Here is a 14,488-nt window from a genome sequence, read left to right on the forward strand (position 1 = left end):
CTCAAGCCTCAAGCTCAACGAGAAACTGCTGGAGCAAAACGGCATCTGGCTCGGCGCACCCGCCGCTCGTTGCCCCTACCAAGACACACGGGCGCCGCATGTCGCAGAGCATTTCGATCACACGGCTGACAGCCATCAGCACGTCCCGATCCACGGTCTTCCGACGCCGAGGCAACTGCAGCTGACACAGCTGACCCAGCTGGACCACCCCGAGCACCCGGCTCACAAACTATTCACCGAGGCACAAGCCGGCGTGCATCTGCTCGATGCGAAGGTGGGCCGCACCCCCGATCGGCAGAGTGACCGGCTCGCCTCCGCCCTCGTCGTGGCCGCGCGCACCCATGGGATCAACCGCATCGACCACGTCGTGCTGAGCACTGACGCCTCCAAGGTGTTCGCGGTCCAAGGCGCGCTGGACTCGGCTCTCAAACGAATTGCCGGTGTGCCGACGGTCGAAAGCCTGAACACGCCGATTTCTCAGAGCACTCAGGCTTGGGAGCAAGCCATGGAACGAGATCAGCAACAAGTTCAAGAGCGCACGCTGGAACAGCCACTCACCATGCTGCGACAAGCGCGGGCAATGAGCCTCTAGGCGAAAAAGCCCGACTACATCACGCCAAAGGTCGCCAGCGCCTCGCAGGCACTCATGCCATCCTTGATCGCATCCGCCACCTTGTTTTCGGTGCGCACCTTGTCCAGTGCCTTTGCCACGGCTTCCGCCTCGACCGCGCGCGGAATCACCAGCACACCCTCGCGATCACCGAACAGCAAATCGCCCGGTGCAATACGTACGCCGTCGATCTCGATCGTGCAGCGATAGTCGATCACCTGCCCCCGCACTCCCTGGTCCTGCGCATAAGTGCCTCGGCAAAACACATTGAACCCGAGACGCTCGATTTCATTGGCGTCGCGCACGTAGCCGTCAAGAATGGCGCCCGCGGCCTTGAGGTGCTGCGCCCGCGTCGACATCAAGCCGCCCCAGAGCGCATAGCGCAACGAGGCGCCGGTGGCGATATAGATTTCGCCCGCCTTCAGATCGTCGAGCGCCTCGAGCATCAGTCCGAAGGGCTTGCCCGACAGCGGCCCGGCCGATCGATTGCCGTCATTGATGACGTCCGCCTCGAGCACCGGCATTGCACGCCCGACGATGCGCATCGTCTTCTCCAGCGGCGCGATGCCCGCGGGAAGAAACTGGTGCTGATAGCCCATCGTGTCGAGCACATCACCTACCGCAGCAACGAAGAGTTCGTCGCGGATTTGCTGGAACAGGGCGTGGTCGCTGTCGTTCATCGTCTTTCCTTGTGGTTCAAATCGGAAATGAAAAAAGCCGCGCCCTGGGACGCGGCTTGTTGTTGTCCAACGCAATCGCGCTCAACGCTCAATCGTCAGGGCAACCCCCATGCCACCGCCGATGCACAGCGACGCAATGCCCTTCTTGGCGTTCTGCCGCTGCATCTCGTGCAGCAAGGTCACCAAGATGCGGCAACCGGACGCACCGATCGGATGGCCGATCGCGATCGCACCGCCGTTCACGTTGACCTTGTTCACGTCCCAGCCCATTTCGCGATTCACGGCGCAGGCTTGCGCAGCAAAGGCTTCGTTGATTTCGAGCACGTCCAGGTCCTGGGGCTTCCAGCCCGCGCGCTGCAACGCCTTCTGCGATGCCGGCACGGGTCCCATGCCCATGAATGCAGGATCGAGGCCGGTGCTCGCGTAGCTGGCAATGCGGCCAAGCGGCTTGAGCCCGAGCGCCGCGGCCTTCTTGGCGGTCATCACCATCACCGCGGCAGCGCCGTCGTTCAGGCCGGAAGCATTGCCGGCCGTCACACCACCCGCCTTGTCGAAGGCGGGGCGCAGGCCCGCGAGCCCTTCGGCACTGGTCTTGCGATTGATGAACTCATCCTTGTCGAAGACGATCGGGTCGCCCTTCTTCTGCGGGATGTTGACGGCGACGATCTCGTCCTTGAACTTGCCGGCGTCCTGCGCAGCGGCGGCCTTGGTCTGGCTGCCCAGTGCGAGTTCATCCTGGGCGGAGCGGCTGATGTCGTATTTCTTGGCGACGTTCTCGGCGGTGATGCCCATGTGGTACTGGTTGTACACGTCCCACAGGCCGTCGATGATCATCGAATCGACAAGCTTCCAGTCGCCCATGCGCTGTCCGTTGCGCGAATTGGGCAGCACGTGCGGCGCGAGGCTCATGCTTTCCTGCCCGCCGGCAACGACGATTTCGCTGTCGCCGGTGGCCACGGCCTGTGCGGCCAGCATCACTGCCTTGAGCCCCGAACCGCAAACGGCATTGATCGTGAGCGCCGGAACCGAATTGACGATGCCGCTCTTCAGCAGCGCCTGGCGCGCGGGATTCTGTCCGCTGCCCGCCGTCAGGACCTGGCCCATGATGACTTCGCCGATCTGGTCATTGCCGACCTTGGCGCGCGCGAGCACTTCCTTGATCACGAGCGCGCCCAATTCCGTCGCAGGAATGTTGGCCAGCGAGCCGCCAAACTTGCCGACGGCCGTGCGTGCGGCTGAAACGATGACGATGTCTTCCATGATGTGCTCTCCGATGCGTGGATTGAAATGACAGTTGAAATGACGGGAAAGGGGCGGTTCAGGCTTTTGCTTTGACGTAGCGACCCGGCGCCGGCTCCAGCGCCTTGTAGGCGGTGCCCTTGCCGTAGGTCTTGGGGGCAGGGATCTGCTTGCCCGCATGGGTCTTGAGCCAGTTGGACCAGTCGGTCCACCAGCTTCCGGGGTGTTCGGTCGCGCCGCTCAGCCACTCGGCTTGCGTCTTGGGCAGCTTGCCGTCTTCGCGGATCCAGTGGCTTCGCTTCTTCTTCGCCGGTGGATTGATGACGCCGGCAATATGGCCGGACGCCCCCATCACGAAGCGCTTCTTGCCCTGCAGGAGTTGCGTCGACGCATAGGCTCCGCCGATCGGCACGATGTGGTCTTCACGCGAGCCGTAGATGTAGACCGGCGCATCGATCGCACCAAGGTCCACCTTCTCGCCCGCCACGGTCACTGCACCGGGCACTGCCAGTTTGTTCTCGTGATAGGTGTTGCGCAGGTACCAGCAGTACATCGGTCCCGGGAGGTTGGTCGCGTCGCTGTTCCAGTAAAGCAGGTCGAACGGAGGCGGCGTTTCGCCCTTCAGGTAGTTGCCGACGACGTAGTTCCAGACTAGGTCGTTGGGCCGCAGAAAGCTGAAGGTCGACGCGAGTTCGCCACCTTGCAGCAGCCCGCCCTTCCCCATCTGCATTTCGCGGAACTGCACGAAAGGCTCGTCGATGAAGATGTCGAGCACGCCGGTGTCGGTGAAATCCAGCAAAGTCGTCAGCAACGTCACTGAAGATGCCGGCTGTTCGCCACGCGCAGCGAGCACAGCCAGCGCCGTACTCAGGATGGTGCCGCCGACGCAGAAGCCGAGCGTGTCGATCTTTCCACCCTTCTTGTCCTGGCCGGTGATTTCCTGCGCGACGTGGATCGCCTTGACGGCGCCGTCCTCCACGTACTGGTCCCACGTGTATTGCGCCATCGATGGATCCGGATTGCGCCAACTGACGACGAACACGCGATGCCCCTGCTCCACCGCATAGCGGATCAGCGAATTCTCGGGCTGCAGGTCGAGGATGTAGAACTTGTTGATGCAAGGCGGCACGAGCAGCAGAGGCCGTTCATACACCTTGGCCGTGAGCGGCTTGTATTCGAGCAGTTGGAAGAGATTGTTCTCGAAAACGACCGCGCCCTCGGTGGTGCCGACATTGCGGCCCACTTCGAACGCGCTTTCATCCGTCATGCTCAGGTGGCCCTGCTGCACGTCGTGGAGAAGGTTCTGGATCCCCTTCGCGATGCTCTCACCGTGCGTTTCGATGGCCTTCTTCTGGGCCTCGGCGTTGAATGCAAGGTAATTGCTCGGCGACGAAGCCGCCATCCACTGCTCCACCGCGAAGCGTAGGCGGGCGCGAGTCTTGGCATCGGCTTCGACCGCCTCGGCCATACTGAGGAGCGTCCGCGCGTTCAACAGGTAAACAGCTGCGGCAAACGATGAAACCGGATTGCTGCCCCACGCTTCGCTGGCGAAACGCTTGTCCGTTGCCGACCGGCTGGCCATGTCCTGACGCCAAAGCTCCGTGGCTTCGCTGATGTACTGCTGCTGCAGTTCCTGGAGTTTCTCGGTGGAAAGGAAGAGTTTCGGGAGATCCCAGGGCGCGTGGTGCCCGTCGCCCTGGATGCCCTGCGTGGCTTGGGCGCCCTGCAAGCCCAGTGATTGGAAGGATTCGAGCGCCTTGCTCCATCCCTCTGAAAGCGCCTGCTGAAAGGGCGCAAAAGGCTCTGCCGCCGCAGTGTGTTCTTGTTTCATCATGTCTCCTGCTGCCTCACCTCTTCAGAACGGGATTTGAGTATGCTGCATTCGCAACCGCCTCACCAGCAAGACCTCCGATAACTTCCTGAAACAAAACCGTCTATGCACCTTGTCGTGATCGCGTGGCTCTACGTTGCCTTGATGATGGCAGTCGCCGAGGCGACCAACACCAACGGCACCGTGCTGGGCGCCGTCTTCACCTTTCTACTCTATGGGCTGGCGCCGGTGGCACTGGTGGTTTACCTGATGGCCACGCCCGCACGGCGCCGCGCTCTGAAGGCGCGTGAAGCGGCTGCGCGAGAGGCGGCGATCCGGGCGCATTCAGCCGCGCCAGATGCAGGCGGCGAAGCGGCCGCTGAACCGGTCCCGCCGGTGCGAGAAAAAGCGTAACGGGTTGTGGACGGTGCACCAGGCGTCGCTGCTGTCGTTTCCGTGCAGTAGGGTGACGCCGGCAGCAACCAGGCGCTGGCGGGCCAAGCCCGCCAAGTCTGCCATCCATTTGCCTGCAGCCATTGGAGTGCCTGTGCTGTCCGCCGCGACGAAACATTTACGCGCCTCGGGTGAAACTGCTTCAAATGCAGCACGAACCTCATCGCCCACTTCGAAGGCGTCGGGGCCGATGCACGGACCGAGCCATGCCATGACACTGCCCGCACCGCCGTCGGCTTGAAAAGTCTCCAGCGTGCGTTCGATCACACCGGCGGCAAGCCCGCGCCAACCGGCATGCGCCGCGGCGACTCGCCTGCCAGCCATGTCGGTGAACAGCACCGGCAGGCAATCGGCGACCATGATCGTGCAGGCGATGCCGCTTACATCGGTGGTGCAGGCGTCGGCAGCCGCGCCGTCCACGCTGGAGGCATCGAGCGCGAGCACTCCCGTTCCATGGACTTGCTGCAGGAACACCGGCCGTGCGCCGATCGCGTCGCGAAGGGCTTGCCGGTTGGATTGCACCGCGGACGGGTTGTCGCCCACGTGGTCGCCAAGGTTCAGGCCCTCGTAGTTCGCGGTCGATATCCCGCCTGCACGCGTCGTGCACAACGCCTTTACGCCGGGCGGCGCCGGCCATTGCGGGACGAGCCAGTCAGGATCGATCACGCTTCAGCGTCAGGGCATTGCGAAGGTTGGGCGCGCTGGAAGGCTTCCAGCTGCATGCACGCCTCGAAAGCTGCCATCGTGCGCGGCAAGCCCGAAAAGTCGCAATCAAAGCGCTGCCCGTTGAAAATCTGCGGCACCAGGCAGCAATCGGCCATCGTCGGCGTGTTGCCGTAGCAGTACGTGCCGGCGGGCAGCAACGCAAGCTGACGCTCGAACGCCAGCATGCCTTCGCGTACCCAGTGGCGATACCACGCGTTCTTGGCGTCGTCGTCCAGCTTGAGTTCGCGGACCAGGTACTTCAGCACGCGAAGGTTGTTCAGCGGATGGATTTCGCAGGCAATCGACTCCGACAGCGCCCGCACGCGTGCCCGGCCCACCGGATCATGCGGCAGCAGGGCCGGCTCGGGGTGGATTTCGTCCAGGTATTCGATGATGGCCATCGACTGCGTAAAGCGTTCGCCATCGTCTTCGAGAAGGGGCACCAGCATGTCCGGCGAGATGGCCGAGAAGGGCCCCGTCTTGTGCTCGCCGCGGGCGATATGCACCGGGATGTAGTCGTAGTCCAGTCCCTTGAGATTCAGCGCAATGCGGACGCGGAACGATGCGGAGGATCGGAAATAGTTGTGCAGCTTCATCATGGCGCAAGCATATCCCCGCCCGGCGCCCACAGCCCTGGCGCGGACAACGCACCCTGCCCTCTGGCACACTGCCATCTTCGCTGAAAAGGACGTTTTTTCATGGCCTCCGAATACGTTTTCACCCCCTGCCCTGTCGTTTCGATCCCTGTCGTCGGCCAACCCGGCCGCTTTCCGGTGCACCGCATCTATTGCGTCGGCCGCAACTACGAGGAACACGCCAAGGAAATGGGGTTTACCGGCCGCGAGCCGCCCTTCTTCTTCATGAAGCCGGCCGACGCCGTGGTGGTGGTCGATGCCGGAACCACCGGCACTATGGCCTATCCGACGCTCACCAAGAACCTGCACCACGAGATCGAACTCGTTGCAGCGATCGGAACCGGCGGAAAGAACATCAAGGCCGCCGACGCGCACAAACACATCTTCGGCTATGCCGTGGGCCTCGACATGACCCGCCGTGATCTGCAGAACGACATGAAGAAGCAGGGTCGTCCGTGGGACATCGGCAAGAGCTTCGAGCAGAGCGCGCCCATCGGGCCGATCGTGCCGGTCGCGGAGGCGGGCGATGTCGAGAAGGCGGAGATTTCGGTGACCGTGGGCGGCGTCGACCGGCAGCGGAGCAACGTGAGCAAGCTGATCTGGAGCATCGGCGAAACCATCGAGCATCTGTCGGCCGCCTGGGAATTGCAACCCGGCGACCTGATCTTCACCGGCACGCCGGAAGGCGTTGCAGCGGTGGTCGCAGGAGACACGCTCGTCGGCGAAATCACCGGCCTGCCGTCGCTCACGGTCAAGGTCGTCTGAAACCGGCATGTTCCTGCGCGTCCCCATCAAGCACTGCAAGAACTGCGGCACGGCGGTGGTGTACCGCATTCCTGACGACGGCGACACCAAGGAGCGCGCCGTCTGTCCGGCCTGCAACACGATCCACTACGAAAACCCGCTGAACGTGGTGGGCACGATCCCCGTGCTGGGCGACCGCGTGCTGCTTTGCAAGCGCAACATCGAGCCGCGATGGGGCAAGTGGACGTTGCCGGCGGGCTTCATGGAGCTGAACGAAACGACTGAGCAAGGCGCAGCACGCGAAACCGACGAGGAAGCCGGTGCCGAATACGAGATGGAAGGCCTGTTCGCGGTGATGAGTGTCGTGCGGGTGGGGCAAGTGCACCTCTTCTACCGCGCGCGTCTCTTGAGCGACAGGTTCGATCCGGGTCACGAGACGATCGAGGCGAAGCTCTTCACCGAGGACGAGATTCCCTGGGACGAAATCGCCTTCCGCACGGTCAAGGAGGCGCTCCGGTTTTACTTCGAGGATCGGCGGCGCGGCAGCTTCGATCGCGTTCATACCCTGGACATCGCATGAAGCGGCTGAAGTCTTGCGCCGTCATCGTGGGCTTGTTGGCAACGACGCTGGCGCGCGCGGAGCCCGTGGGCGAAGTCGACACCGTCTTCAAGCTGATCGGCCCCGACCACAAGATCGTCGTCGAAGCCTATGACGACCCGAAGGTCAACGGCGTCACCTGCTATGTTTCGCGCGCCAAGACGGGCGGCGTGTCCGGCGCGCTCGGATTGGCCGAAGACAAGTCCGAGGCTTCGATCGCATGCCGGCAAGTCGGACCCGTGAGCATTGTCCAGCCGCTGCCGAAGCGCGAAGAGGTCTATAGCGAGCGCCTGTCGGTCATGTTCAAGCGGTTGCGCGTCGTACGGATGGTCGACGCGAAGCGCAACACGCTCGTCTACCTGACCTATTCCGATCTCCTCATCGATGGCTCCCCGAAGAACAGTGTCACTGCTGTTCCGATCGACCGCGCGACGCCGATCCCGCAAAAATAACGCGAGCAGCCGCGCATGAACACGAGCGCACCAGGCAACGCTGTCCGCGAGCTGTTCGCGGCTCTGTGGCGCTACGCCGAGGGCGCACGACCGCAGTTGCTCACCGCGACGGTGCTTCTCACCTGTTCGCAGCTCTTGCGGCTTACCATGCCGTGGTTCGCAGCGCAGGCGATCAACGCGCTGCAGACCGGCGACATCGGCCGCGCGGGCCGCTGGATCGCCGCGCTGTCGGGGGTGTATGTCTTCTCATGGGCAATCCACGGGCCTGGACGCATCCTCGAGCGCAATGTCGGCCTGCGCGTGCGCGAAAAACTGGCCGACACGCTCTATGCGCGCATCGCCTCGGCGCCGCTGGTCTGGCACGACGCGCACCATTCGGGCGAATTGCAGCACCGGGTGCATCAAGCGAGCCGCGCGCTCTCGGATTTCGCGCAGAACCAGTTCATCTATCTCACCAACATCGTCAACTTCATCGGCCCACTGATTGCACTGACCCTGCTTTCGCGCAGCAGTGGCGCGATGGCCATCGTCGGCTATGTGGTGATCGCTGTCGTGATCGTTCGCTTCGACCGCTCGCTGATGCGGCTCGCGCGCGTCGAGAACGATGCCGACCGCCGCTACGTCGCGGCGCTGCTCGATTTTCTCGGCAATGCATCGACGGTCATCGGCTTGCGCCTGTCGGCCGCATCGCGATGGCTCCTGGGCCGGCGGATGGAAGCCATCTCCGAGCCAATGAAGCGCACCGTCGTGCTGAACGAAGGCAAGTGGTTCGCCGTCGACCTGATGGGGTTGGCGTTGACCTGGGGCCTCGTCGTGATCTACGTCTGGCAGTCGCGCGCGCCAGGCCAGACGGTGTTGCTCGGCGGCGTGTTCATGATTTATCAGTATGCGCAACAGGCGGCGAGCGTTGTGTCGTCGATGGCAGCGAACTTTCAGTTCTTCGCGCGGATGCACACCGACTACAGCAGCGCAGAGCCCATCTGGGAAGCGCCTTCGCGGGTTGCCGATCTTGCGGACGAACGCATCGACAGCGAAGCCAATTGGCAGACGATCGAGGTCAGCGGATTGGTGTGGAACTACCGTCCGCGCGGCATGCAAGCGGCCGGCGAGACGGCGCGCAGCGGCTTGCACGAAGTGTCCCTCGCGCTCCGACGAGGCGAACGCATTGCCTTGGTCGGCCCGAGCGGCGGAGGCAAGAGCACCTTGCTGCGCGTGCTCGCGGGCCTCTATGCGCCACAGGCGGGCACGGTGTCCATCGACGGGCAACCGCAACCCTGGCCTCTATTGCGAACCTTCGCGACGCTGATTCCGCAGGAGACCGAAGTTTTCGAGGCCAGCGTGCGCGAGAACCTGAGCTTCGGCCAGAGCTTCGATGACGCCGATCTTCATGCTGCCATGCACGTCAGCACTTTCGACGACGTGTTGACGTCAACGCACGCGCATCTCGACACACCGCTCTCCGAGCGCGGCTTCAATCTGTCCGGTGGCCAGCGGCAGCGCCTGTCGCTCGCTCGGGGCGTGTTGGCGGCGCAAGGCAGTTCGCTGTTGCTGCTCGACGAACCGACCAGCGCCCTCGACGCAGCAACCGAGGCGCGTGTCCTCGAACGGATGGCCGGTGCGTTTCCCAATGCTTGCGTGATCGCTTCGATCCACCGCCTGAGCTTGCTGGACCGATTCGACACTGTCGTTCTGATGGAGGCCGGAAGGGTCGTCGATGCAGGGCCACGCGACGCGCTCCTGGCGCGCCAGCAAAGCCTTCGCAGCACCGCGGCACCGGCCGCAACCGCGCCGTGCTAAAAATGCTCCCTCGCCGTGAGGCCGAGGAATCCCTCGCCTAGACCTCGTTTCGAAGAAAAGCCATGCAAGTTCAGACCTACCTCCTTCGCCTCGCGATTTCATCGATCGCAGCGGCCTCCTTGGTCGCATGTACGACCACACCGATGTCCACGCCGCAAAGCCAGGCCCCCGCGCCTGGGTTCTACCCATTGCCGCCCGCCTCGGCACCCCGCGCCACACCGCCTGCGCCCAAGCCGCAGGCGATATTCATTCGGCCCGCTCCAGGGCGCACGCTTTCCACTTTCGACGGCGGGCAAAACAAAGGCATCGACATTGCGGGCAACTTGGGCGACCCGATCGTGGCGGCGGCCGATGGGCGCGTCGTGTATGTCGGCGGCGAACTGCGCGGCTACGGCAACATGGTGATCGTCAAGCACAACGAAACCTTTCTCACTGCCTACGCGCATGCGCAGACCATCAACGTGAAGGAAAACGAGGTGGTGCGCCAAGGCCAGAAGATCGCCGAGATGGGCAACAGCGGCGCCGAACGCGTCAAGCTCCACTTCGAGATTCGCAAGCAAGGCGTCGCCGTGGATCCCGAGCCATACCTCAACGGCGATCTGCACTAGCGCCGGCCTGTCTATTGGGGCAGCCTTCGGCTAGCTTCCCCCCTGCAGGAGCCGCAAGGTGCCGCGGTCGGTGCTGCCGCCGAAGTATTTTTGAAGGCACGCGCGAAACACTGGAGTCGATGCATCCGCAGTGATCGAAAACAAGGTCATCGATGACCAGAACTTCTGGTCATCGGGCGCACCGAAAATCTCCGCGGCGCTGCGACCTTCCACCGCAAAGACCAACTCACTGCATGCCTTCAGCCGCGCACCGAGGACCGGATGCGCGAGGTACGCACGCGCTTCCTCGAGCGATGAAATGGCGTAGCGCTGCGCCATCGCACTTCGTCCGAGGCCAGCCAGTTGAGGGAATATGAACCACATCCAGTGGCTGCGCTTTTTGCCGGCGCGCAGTTCATCCAGGACGTGGTCCATCACGTCCTTCTGGGCATCCGTGAAGCGCTTCAAATCGAAGGGATCGTTCATGAACGAGCTCCTCCTGTAGGTCGCATCTGTCCGCGTATGACGAAGTATGCCGCGTGCTTTTCAGGTTGTGGAAGGGTGAAATCCATAAGTAGATAAGGAGACCACCATGCACTGCGAAGCGATCCATTGTCCCGATTCGGAGACAGTGAGGTTTGCAATTTATCCGGACGGCTTCGATGGACCCCGCATCATGGCTCACGTATCCGATGAGGCACTTCTCGAAATTTTCGGCTCAGGCGAAGGCGAGGAAGACCTCGTCGAGACCTGCGACGCAAGCTTCGACGTGATCGAACCGCTGGCCCTGGCGCGCCACAGGGCAGCGCCTTCCCTGCCCGTCAAGTTGGAGATCGCTGATTTCCTGTCGTTCGTGTCGCATTCGGTCGCTGAGATACATTGCGTTTGAGTGTCTCGTTGCCGAAGCGCGCTGCTGCTGTCTCAACAGCGTGACGCGTACGGCGCCATTCCGGGTGAATGTTGAGCCCTCGTCTTACAAGCGGCGGCTTGCTGTCCTCCGATAAAGCGTGATTGCGCGGATCTGCGCCGGACAGAGTGCTATTGCGCTGTCTGGCGGTTGCCCGCAAGCGAAGGGGCCCTGAAGATGACTGAGTTTGCTGCGTCCGCCTGGCCCGTTGCGCCAGACACGAACATTGCCTATGCCGAGATAAGCGACTATCTCGGCTTGATGTTTCATAAGGGCGTCGCAACCGCAAGTTGCCCGTCGTGCCATACGGTCAACCGAGGGTGCGTTACCCGTTGCCGCGCGTGCGGAGAGGCAATGCCGACCGGGGTCGATGAGCAGATCGACACTTCCTCGTCGCGGCACGCCGCTCGCAAGGGCGAGTTGTTGAACTCGAACTATCGCCCGCTCCGCAATGTTCTCTTTCTTGTGCTGACGCCCGCGGTGCTGCTTTCTTCGATGTTCGTCGGTTGGGAAATGTCCCGCTCTGCGTCCAGAACGGTCCCCGAAGTTGCGCAGACGGCACGAGTGGCGCGAGCGCAGACCGTTGCGCCCAACCTGTCACCACCTCCTTCTACGCTGCAAGCGCCCAGGAAGTTGCAGGAAATCGCGTTGGTCACCCCGGAGAGGGACCGCAGCGAAGCCGATGCAGCGCCTCGGCCTCAAGAATCGACCGTCGAGGCTGAAGACGACGACGCGGGTGCACTCTCCCCTCGCTCGTCGTCATCCGTGCCTCGCAAGGCTTCGAACGCCAGCCGCTCGCGCGCCGTGAGGGCGACGTCGGACCCGCTCGCCGCGTGCAGGGACCAAGTCTTCTTCGCTCGCGCCATTTGCATCAACACACGATGCGCGGAACCCGGCGCATCGCGTTTCGGGCAGTGCCGGCAGGCCCTCCGTCAGCGCAAGATCGACGAAGCACGGCGCAACCCGACATTGGTGGGGTGATGTGCGGACACTGCGATATCGCTGCCTCGCAGAAACCCGACACCTACTGCTGTCGTGACCCACTGAAGCGCAGCGCTTTCACGATCAGCGAAAAAGCCGGCGACGGTTGGCGCTTGCTGGGGTAGTACAGGTGGTAGCCGGCGAATTTCGGACACCAGTCCTGCAGCACCCGAACGAGTCTTCCGGATTCGATGTGCACCATCAACTCATCTTCCGGCAGCAGCGAAATTCCCAGCCCGGCCAGCGCCGCATCCACCTGCGGCGGCGCCGTGTTGAAGATGAGAGGACCATCCACTCGCACGTTGACCTTTCGCCCGCGCTTCTCGAAATCCCAAACGTACAGTCCACCCGATGTCGGCATCCGCTGATTGATGCATTGATGCGCTGTCAGTTCGGCCGGCGTCTTGGGTACGGGATGAACTGCAAAGTACTCCGGTGAAGCCACGACGGCCATTTGAAGCGGTGGGCCGATGGGAACGGCAATCATGTCTTTGTCGATGGTGTTCCCCATGCGAACACCAGCGTCGAACCGGTCTGCCACGATGTCCCGAAAACCGTAGTTCATGTCGAACTCGAGCTTGATGTCGGGATACTCGCGCAGCAGCGGCATGAGCTTCGGAAGCAGAACGGTTTGCAGAACGTGATCACCGCAGGTGATGCGCACCGTGCCTGCAGGCTTGTCGCGCAACTCGGTCAATGCTTCGAGCTCTGCTTCGATCTCGTCGAATCGGTGGCCGATGGCCTTCATGAGCCGCTCGCCGGCCGGGGTGGGCGCGACGCTGCGCGTGGTGCGCGTCAACAAACGGATCTTCAAGCCTTCCTCCAACCCGCGGATCGCCTGGCTCAGCGCCGACTGCGTGACACCGAGCGTGCCCGCTGCCTTGGTGAAGCTGCCCTGGCGGGCCACTGTCACGAAAGCAAGAAGGTCGTTGAGGTTGCGGCGAGGCATATCGCTGTCTCACAGGAGAACTGATTAGTGACGGTAATAAATGTATTAAGCATTCATTACCTAGTCAATCACGCCTCGGGTCGGCAAACTTCCCTCAAGCTGAATGCGAAGACATCGAACGAGGCAAGACATACCCGCCTCGGCACTCACACCACCTCCCAAGGACATCGACCATGAGAACCACAAAGTGCACCTCCGTCGGCGCAGAGCCGGTCGGCCCGGCGAGCGACCGACGCGAATTCCTGAAGATGGCCGCCTCCGGCGCGGCTGCTGTCGGCATGCTGTCGGCGACGGGCCCTTCATTGGCGGCAGCACCACCAAAGAGCACAAGCCTGCCCAATGGCGCCGACAACTTCCACACGAGCGACCAGGTCACGGTGCGCCAGATCGCCTTCAAGAACCAGTACCAGATGACCGTTGCCGGGAACCTCTTCGCTGCCAAGGCGCTGGACCGGAAGAAGCGCACGCCGGCAATCGTGGTGGGCCACCCCATGGGGGCGGTGAAGGAGCAAAGCGCAAACCTGTACGCCACCAAGATGGCCGAGCGCGGCTTCGTCACGTTGTCGCTCGATCTCCCCTTCTGGGGCGGCAGCGAAGGCCAGCCGCGCAATGCCGTTTCGCCGGACATGTATGCCGAGAGCTTCAGCGCCGCGGTCGACTTCCTCGGCAACCAAGCCTTCGTGGACAGAGAGCAGATCGGAGCCATCGGGGTTTGCGGCAGCGGCAGCTTTGTCGTCAGTGCGGCGAAGATCGATCCGCGCATGAAGGCCATCGCCACGGTGAGCATGTACGACATGGGCTCGGCCAACCGCAATGCGCTCAATCACTCGCAGACGCTGGAGCAGCGCAGGCAGATCATTGCCGCGGCCGCGCAGCAACGTCAGGCGGAATTCGACGGGGGCGCCATTCAATACACAGGCGGCACGGTCCTCGAACTGACGGCGGATACAGATCCCATTCAGCGCGAGTTTTTCGATTTCTATCGAACGCCGCGCGGCCAGTTCACGCCACCGGGCGCATCGGCAAGAACCACCACGCGGCCTACGCTGACCAGCAACGTCAAGTTCATGAATTTCTATCCGTTCAACGACATTGAAACGATTTCGCCGCGGCCCATGCTGTTCATCACGGGCGACCATGCGCACTCCAGGGAGTTCAGCGAAGACGCCTACCAGCGCGCAGCCGAACCGAAGGAACTGCACATCGTTCCCGGTGCCGGTCACGTGGACCTCTACGACCGGGTGACCCTGATCCCATGGGACAAGCTGGGGGCGTTCTTCGGCAAGCACCTTGTCGCGGCGGTCGCCTGATGACGGCACAGTCCATCGCCGCATCCACAGG

At 62.8% G+C, this 14,488-nt stretch carries 17 protein-coding genes; 10 read left to right on the top strand and 7 right to left on the bottom strand.

The window, feature by feature from the left end; translation table 11 throughout:
* A partial coding sequence (locus AC1DMA_RS22680; protein ID WP_478145583.1) for an XVIPCD domain-containing protein occupies positions 1 to 592 on the top strand: 592 nt, incomplete at its 5' end.
* Between the two features lie 14 nt (positions 593 to 606).
* On the opposite strand, the gene AC1DMA_RS22685 is transcribed toward AC1DMA_RS22680, so the two are convergent.
* The 3 genes from AC1DMA_RS22685 to phaC all read right to left on the bottom strand — a co-directional run bounded on the left by AC1DMA_RS22685 (position 607) and on the right by phaC (position 4,360).
* The gene (locus AC1DMA_RS22685) at positions 607 to 1,290 is read right to left on the bottom strand and encodes an RraA family protein (RefSeq protein WP_478126765.1); all 684 of its coding nucleotides are present in this window, start codon (positions 1,288 to 1,290) and stop codon (positions 607 to 609) included.
* 81 nt (positions 1,291 to 1,371) lie between these two features.
* Complete coding sequence (locus AC1DMA_RS22690; RefSeq protein ID WP_478145584.1) at positions 1,372 to 2,550, bottom strand: acetyl-CoA C-acetyltransferase; 1,179 nt, start codon at positions 2,548 to 2,550, stop codon at positions 1,372 to 1,374.
* Positions 2,551 to 2,608: 58 nt separating this feature from the next.
* Positions 2,609 to 4,360, bottom strand: coding sequence for a class I poly(R)-hydroxyalkanoic acid synthase (gene phaC, locus AC1DMA_RS22695; protein WP_478145585.1), 1,752 nt, complete (start codon positions 4,358 to 4,360; stop codon positions 2,609 to 2,611).
* Positions 4,361 to 4,465: 105 nt separating this feature from the next.
* Between phaC and AC1DMA_RS22700 the strand changes: the two genes are divergently transcribed.
* Positions 4,466 to 4,753 carry a hypothetical protein gene (locus AC1DMA_RS22700; RefSeq protein WP_478126768.1) on the top strand — a complete coding sequence of 96 codons (288 nt, stop codon included), beginning with the start codon at positions 4,466 to 4,468 and terminating at the stop codon, positions 4,751 to 4,753.
* Here the strand turns inward: AC1DMA_RS22700 and pgeF are convergent.
* Together pgeF and maiA are read right to left on the bottom strand one after the other, a co-directional pair.
* Entirely contained in the window at positions 4,685 to 5,458 is a 774-nt protein-coding gene (pgeF, locus tag AC1DMA_RS22705; protein ID WP_478126769.1) for a peptidoglycan editing factor PgeF, read from the bottom strand. The genes AC1DMA_RS22700 and pgeF overlap by 69 nt on opposite strands.
* Positions 5,455 to 6,093, bottom strand: coding sequence for a maleylacetoacetate isomerase (gene maiA / locus AC1DMA_RS22710; protein ID WP_478127075.1), 639 nt, complete (start codon positions 6,091 to 6,093; stop codon positions 5,455 to 5,457). The genes pgeF and maiA overlap by 4 nt, the downstream gene beginning before the upstream one ends.
* Before the next feature lie 102 nt (positions 6,094 to 6,195).
* Here maiA and AC1DMA_RS22715 point away from each other — a divergent pair, with 102 nt between their 5' ends.
* The 5 genes from AC1DMA_RS22715 (at position 6,196) to AC1DMA_RS22735 (ending at position 10,331) form a co-directional block, all read left to right on the top strand.
* Entirely contained in the window at positions 6,196 to 6,897 is a 702-nt protein-coding gene (locus AC1DMA_RS22715) for a fumarylacetoacetate hydrolase family protein (protein ID WP_478126770.1), read from the top strand.
* A 7-nt stretch (positions 6,898 to 6,904) separates the two neighbouring features.
* Positions 6,905 to 7,456, top strand: a complete 552-nt coding sequence (locus tag AC1DMA_RS22720) for an NUDIX hydrolase (RefSeq protein ID WP_478126771.1) — start codon at positions 6,905 to 6,907, stop codon at positions 7,454 to 7,456.
* On the top strand, positions 7,453 to 7,926 hold the full coding sequence (locus AC1DMA_RS22725) for a CreA family protein (RefSeq protein ID WP_478126772.1): 474 nt from the start codon (positions 7,453 to 7,455) through the stop codon (positions 7,924 to 7,926). Before AC1DMA_RS22720 ends, AC1DMA_RS22725 begins: the two co-directional genes overlap by 4 nt.
* 15 nt (positions 7,927 to 7,941) lie before the next feature.
* On the top strand, positions 7,942 to 9,723 hold the full coding sequence (locus AC1DMA_RS22730; RefSeq protein WP_478145586.1) for an ABC transporter ATP-binding protein: 1,782 nt from the start codon (positions 7,942 to 7,944) through the stop codon (positions 9,721 to 9,723).
* Between the two features lie 62 nt (positions 9,724 to 9,785).
* Positions 9,786 to 10,331, top strand: a complete 546-nt coding sequence (locus AC1DMA_RS22735; RefSeq protein ID WP_478126774.1) for a murein hydrolase activator EnvC family protein — start codon at positions 9,786 to 9,788, stop codon at positions 10,329 to 10,331.
* A 30-nt stretch (positions 10,332 to 10,361) separates the two neighbouring features.
* On the opposite strand, the gene AC1DMA_RS22740 is transcribed toward AC1DMA_RS22735, so the two are convergent.
* Positions 10,362 to 10,796: a DUF1810 domain-containing protein gene (locus AC1DMA_RS22740; protein WP_478126775.1), complete on the bottom strand. Its 435-nt coding sequence runs from the start codon at positions 10,794 to 10,796 to the stop codon at positions 10,362 to 10,364.
* Between the two features lie 190 nt (positions 10,797 to 10,986).
* Here AC1DMA_RS22740 and AC1DMA_RS22745 point away from each other — a divergent pair, with 190 nt between their 5' ends.
* Positions 10,987 to 11,199, top strand: a complete 213-nt coding sequence (locus tag AC1DMA_RS22745) for a hypothetical protein (RefSeq protein ID WP_478126776.1) — start codon at positions 10,987 to 10,989, stop codon at positions 11,197 to 11,199.
* Between the two features lie 372 nt (positions 11,200 to 11,571).
* Positions 11,572 to 12,198 (top strand): hypothetical protein, encoded by a 627-nt coding sequence (locus AC1DMA_RS22750; RefSeq protein ID WP_478145587.1) that lies wholly within the window; start codon positions 11,572 to 11,574, stop codon positions 12,196 to 12,198.
* Between the two features lie 43 nt (positions 12,199 to 12,241).
* Here the strand turns inward: AC1DMA_RS22750 and AC1DMA_RS22755 are convergent, their stop codons facing one another.
* The gene (locus AC1DMA_RS22755; protein ID WP_478145588.1) at positions 12,242 to 13,147 is read right to left on the bottom strand and encodes a LysR family transcriptional regulator; all 906 of its coding nucleotides are present in this window, start codon (positions 13,145 to 13,147) and stop codon (positions 12,242 to 12,244) included.
* A 173-nt stretch (positions 13,148 to 13,320) separates the two neighbouring features.
* Between AC1DMA_RS22755 and AC1DMA_RS22760 the strand changes: the two genes are divergently transcribed.
* Complete coding sequence (locus AC1DMA_RS22760; RefSeq protein WP_478145589.1) at positions 13,321 to 14,457, top strand: alpha/beta hydrolase; 1,137 nt, start codon at positions 13,321 to 13,323, stop codon at positions 14,455 to 14,457.
* Positions 14,458 to 14,488: the final 31 nt, after the last annotated feature.

This window comes from Variovorax sp. 05N34 (assembly GCF_056397405.1).

Excerpts from the sequence above, each read along its gene's own strand:
- AC1DMA_RS22725 (WP_478126772.1), top strand. The coding sequence starts at position 7,453 with ATGAAGCGGCTGAAGTCTTGCGCCGTCATCGTGGGCTTGTTGGCAACG.
- AC1DMA_RS22685 (WP_478126765.1), bottom strand. The coding sequence starts at position 1,290 with ATGAACGACAGCGACCACGCCCTGTTCCAGCAAATCCGCGACGAACTC.
- AC1DMA_RS22750 (WP_478145587.1), top strand. The coding sequence starts at position 11,572 with ATGCCGACCGGGGTCGATGAGCAGATCGACACTTCCTCGTCGCGGCAC.
- AC1DMA_RS22735 (WP_478126774.1), top strand. The coding sequence starts at position 9,786 with ATGCAAGTTCAGACCTACCTCCTTCGCCTCGCGATTTCATCGATCGCA.
- AC1DMA_RS22690 (WP_478145584.1), bottom strand. The coding sequence starts at position 2,550 with ATGGAAGACATCGTCATCGTTTCAGCCGCACGCACGGCCGTCGGCAAG.
- AC1DMA_RS22755 (WP_478145588.1), bottom strand. The coding sequence starts at position 13,147 with ATGCCTCGCCGCAACCTCAACGACCTTCTTGCTTTCGTGACAGTGGCC.
- AC1DMA_RS22715 (WP_478126770.1), top strand. The coding sequence starts at position 6,196 with ATGGCCTCCGAATACGTTTTCACCCCCTGCCCTGTCGTTTCGATCCCT.
- AC1DMA_RS22760 (WP_478145589.1), top strand. The coding sequence starts at position 13,321 with ATGAGAACCACAAAGTGCACCTCCGTCGGCGCAGAGCCGGTCGGCCCG.
- AC1DMA_RS22730 (WP_478145586.1), top strand. The coding sequence starts at position 7,942 with ATGAACACGAGCGCACCAGGCAACGCTGTCCGCGAGCTGTTCGCGGCT.
- maiA (WP_478127075.1), bottom strand. The coding sequence starts at position 6,093 with ATGAAGCTGCACAACTATTTCCGATCCTCCGCATCGTTCCGCGTCCGC.
- AC1DMA_RS22740 (WP_478126775.1), bottom strand. The coding sequence starts at position 10,796 with ATGAACGATCCCTTCGATTTGAAGCGCTTCACGGATGCCCAGAAGGAC.
- AC1DMA_RS22700 (WP_478126768.1), top strand. The coding sequence starts at position 4,466 with ATGCACCTTGTCGTGATCGCGTGGCTCTACGTTGCCTTGATGATGGCA.
- AC1DMA_RS22720 (WP_478126771.1), top strand. The coding sequence starts at position 6,905 with ATGTTCCTGCGCGTCCCCATCAAGCACTGCAAGAACTGCGGCACGGCG.
- phaC (WP_478145585.1), bottom strand. The coding sequence starts at position 4,360 with ATGAAACAAGAACACACTGCGGCGGCAGAGCCTTTTGCGCCCTTTCAG.
- AC1DMA_RS22745 (WP_478126776.1), top strand. The coding sequence starts at position 10,987 with ATGGCTCACGTATCCGATGAGGCACTTCTCGAAATTTTCGGCTCAGGC.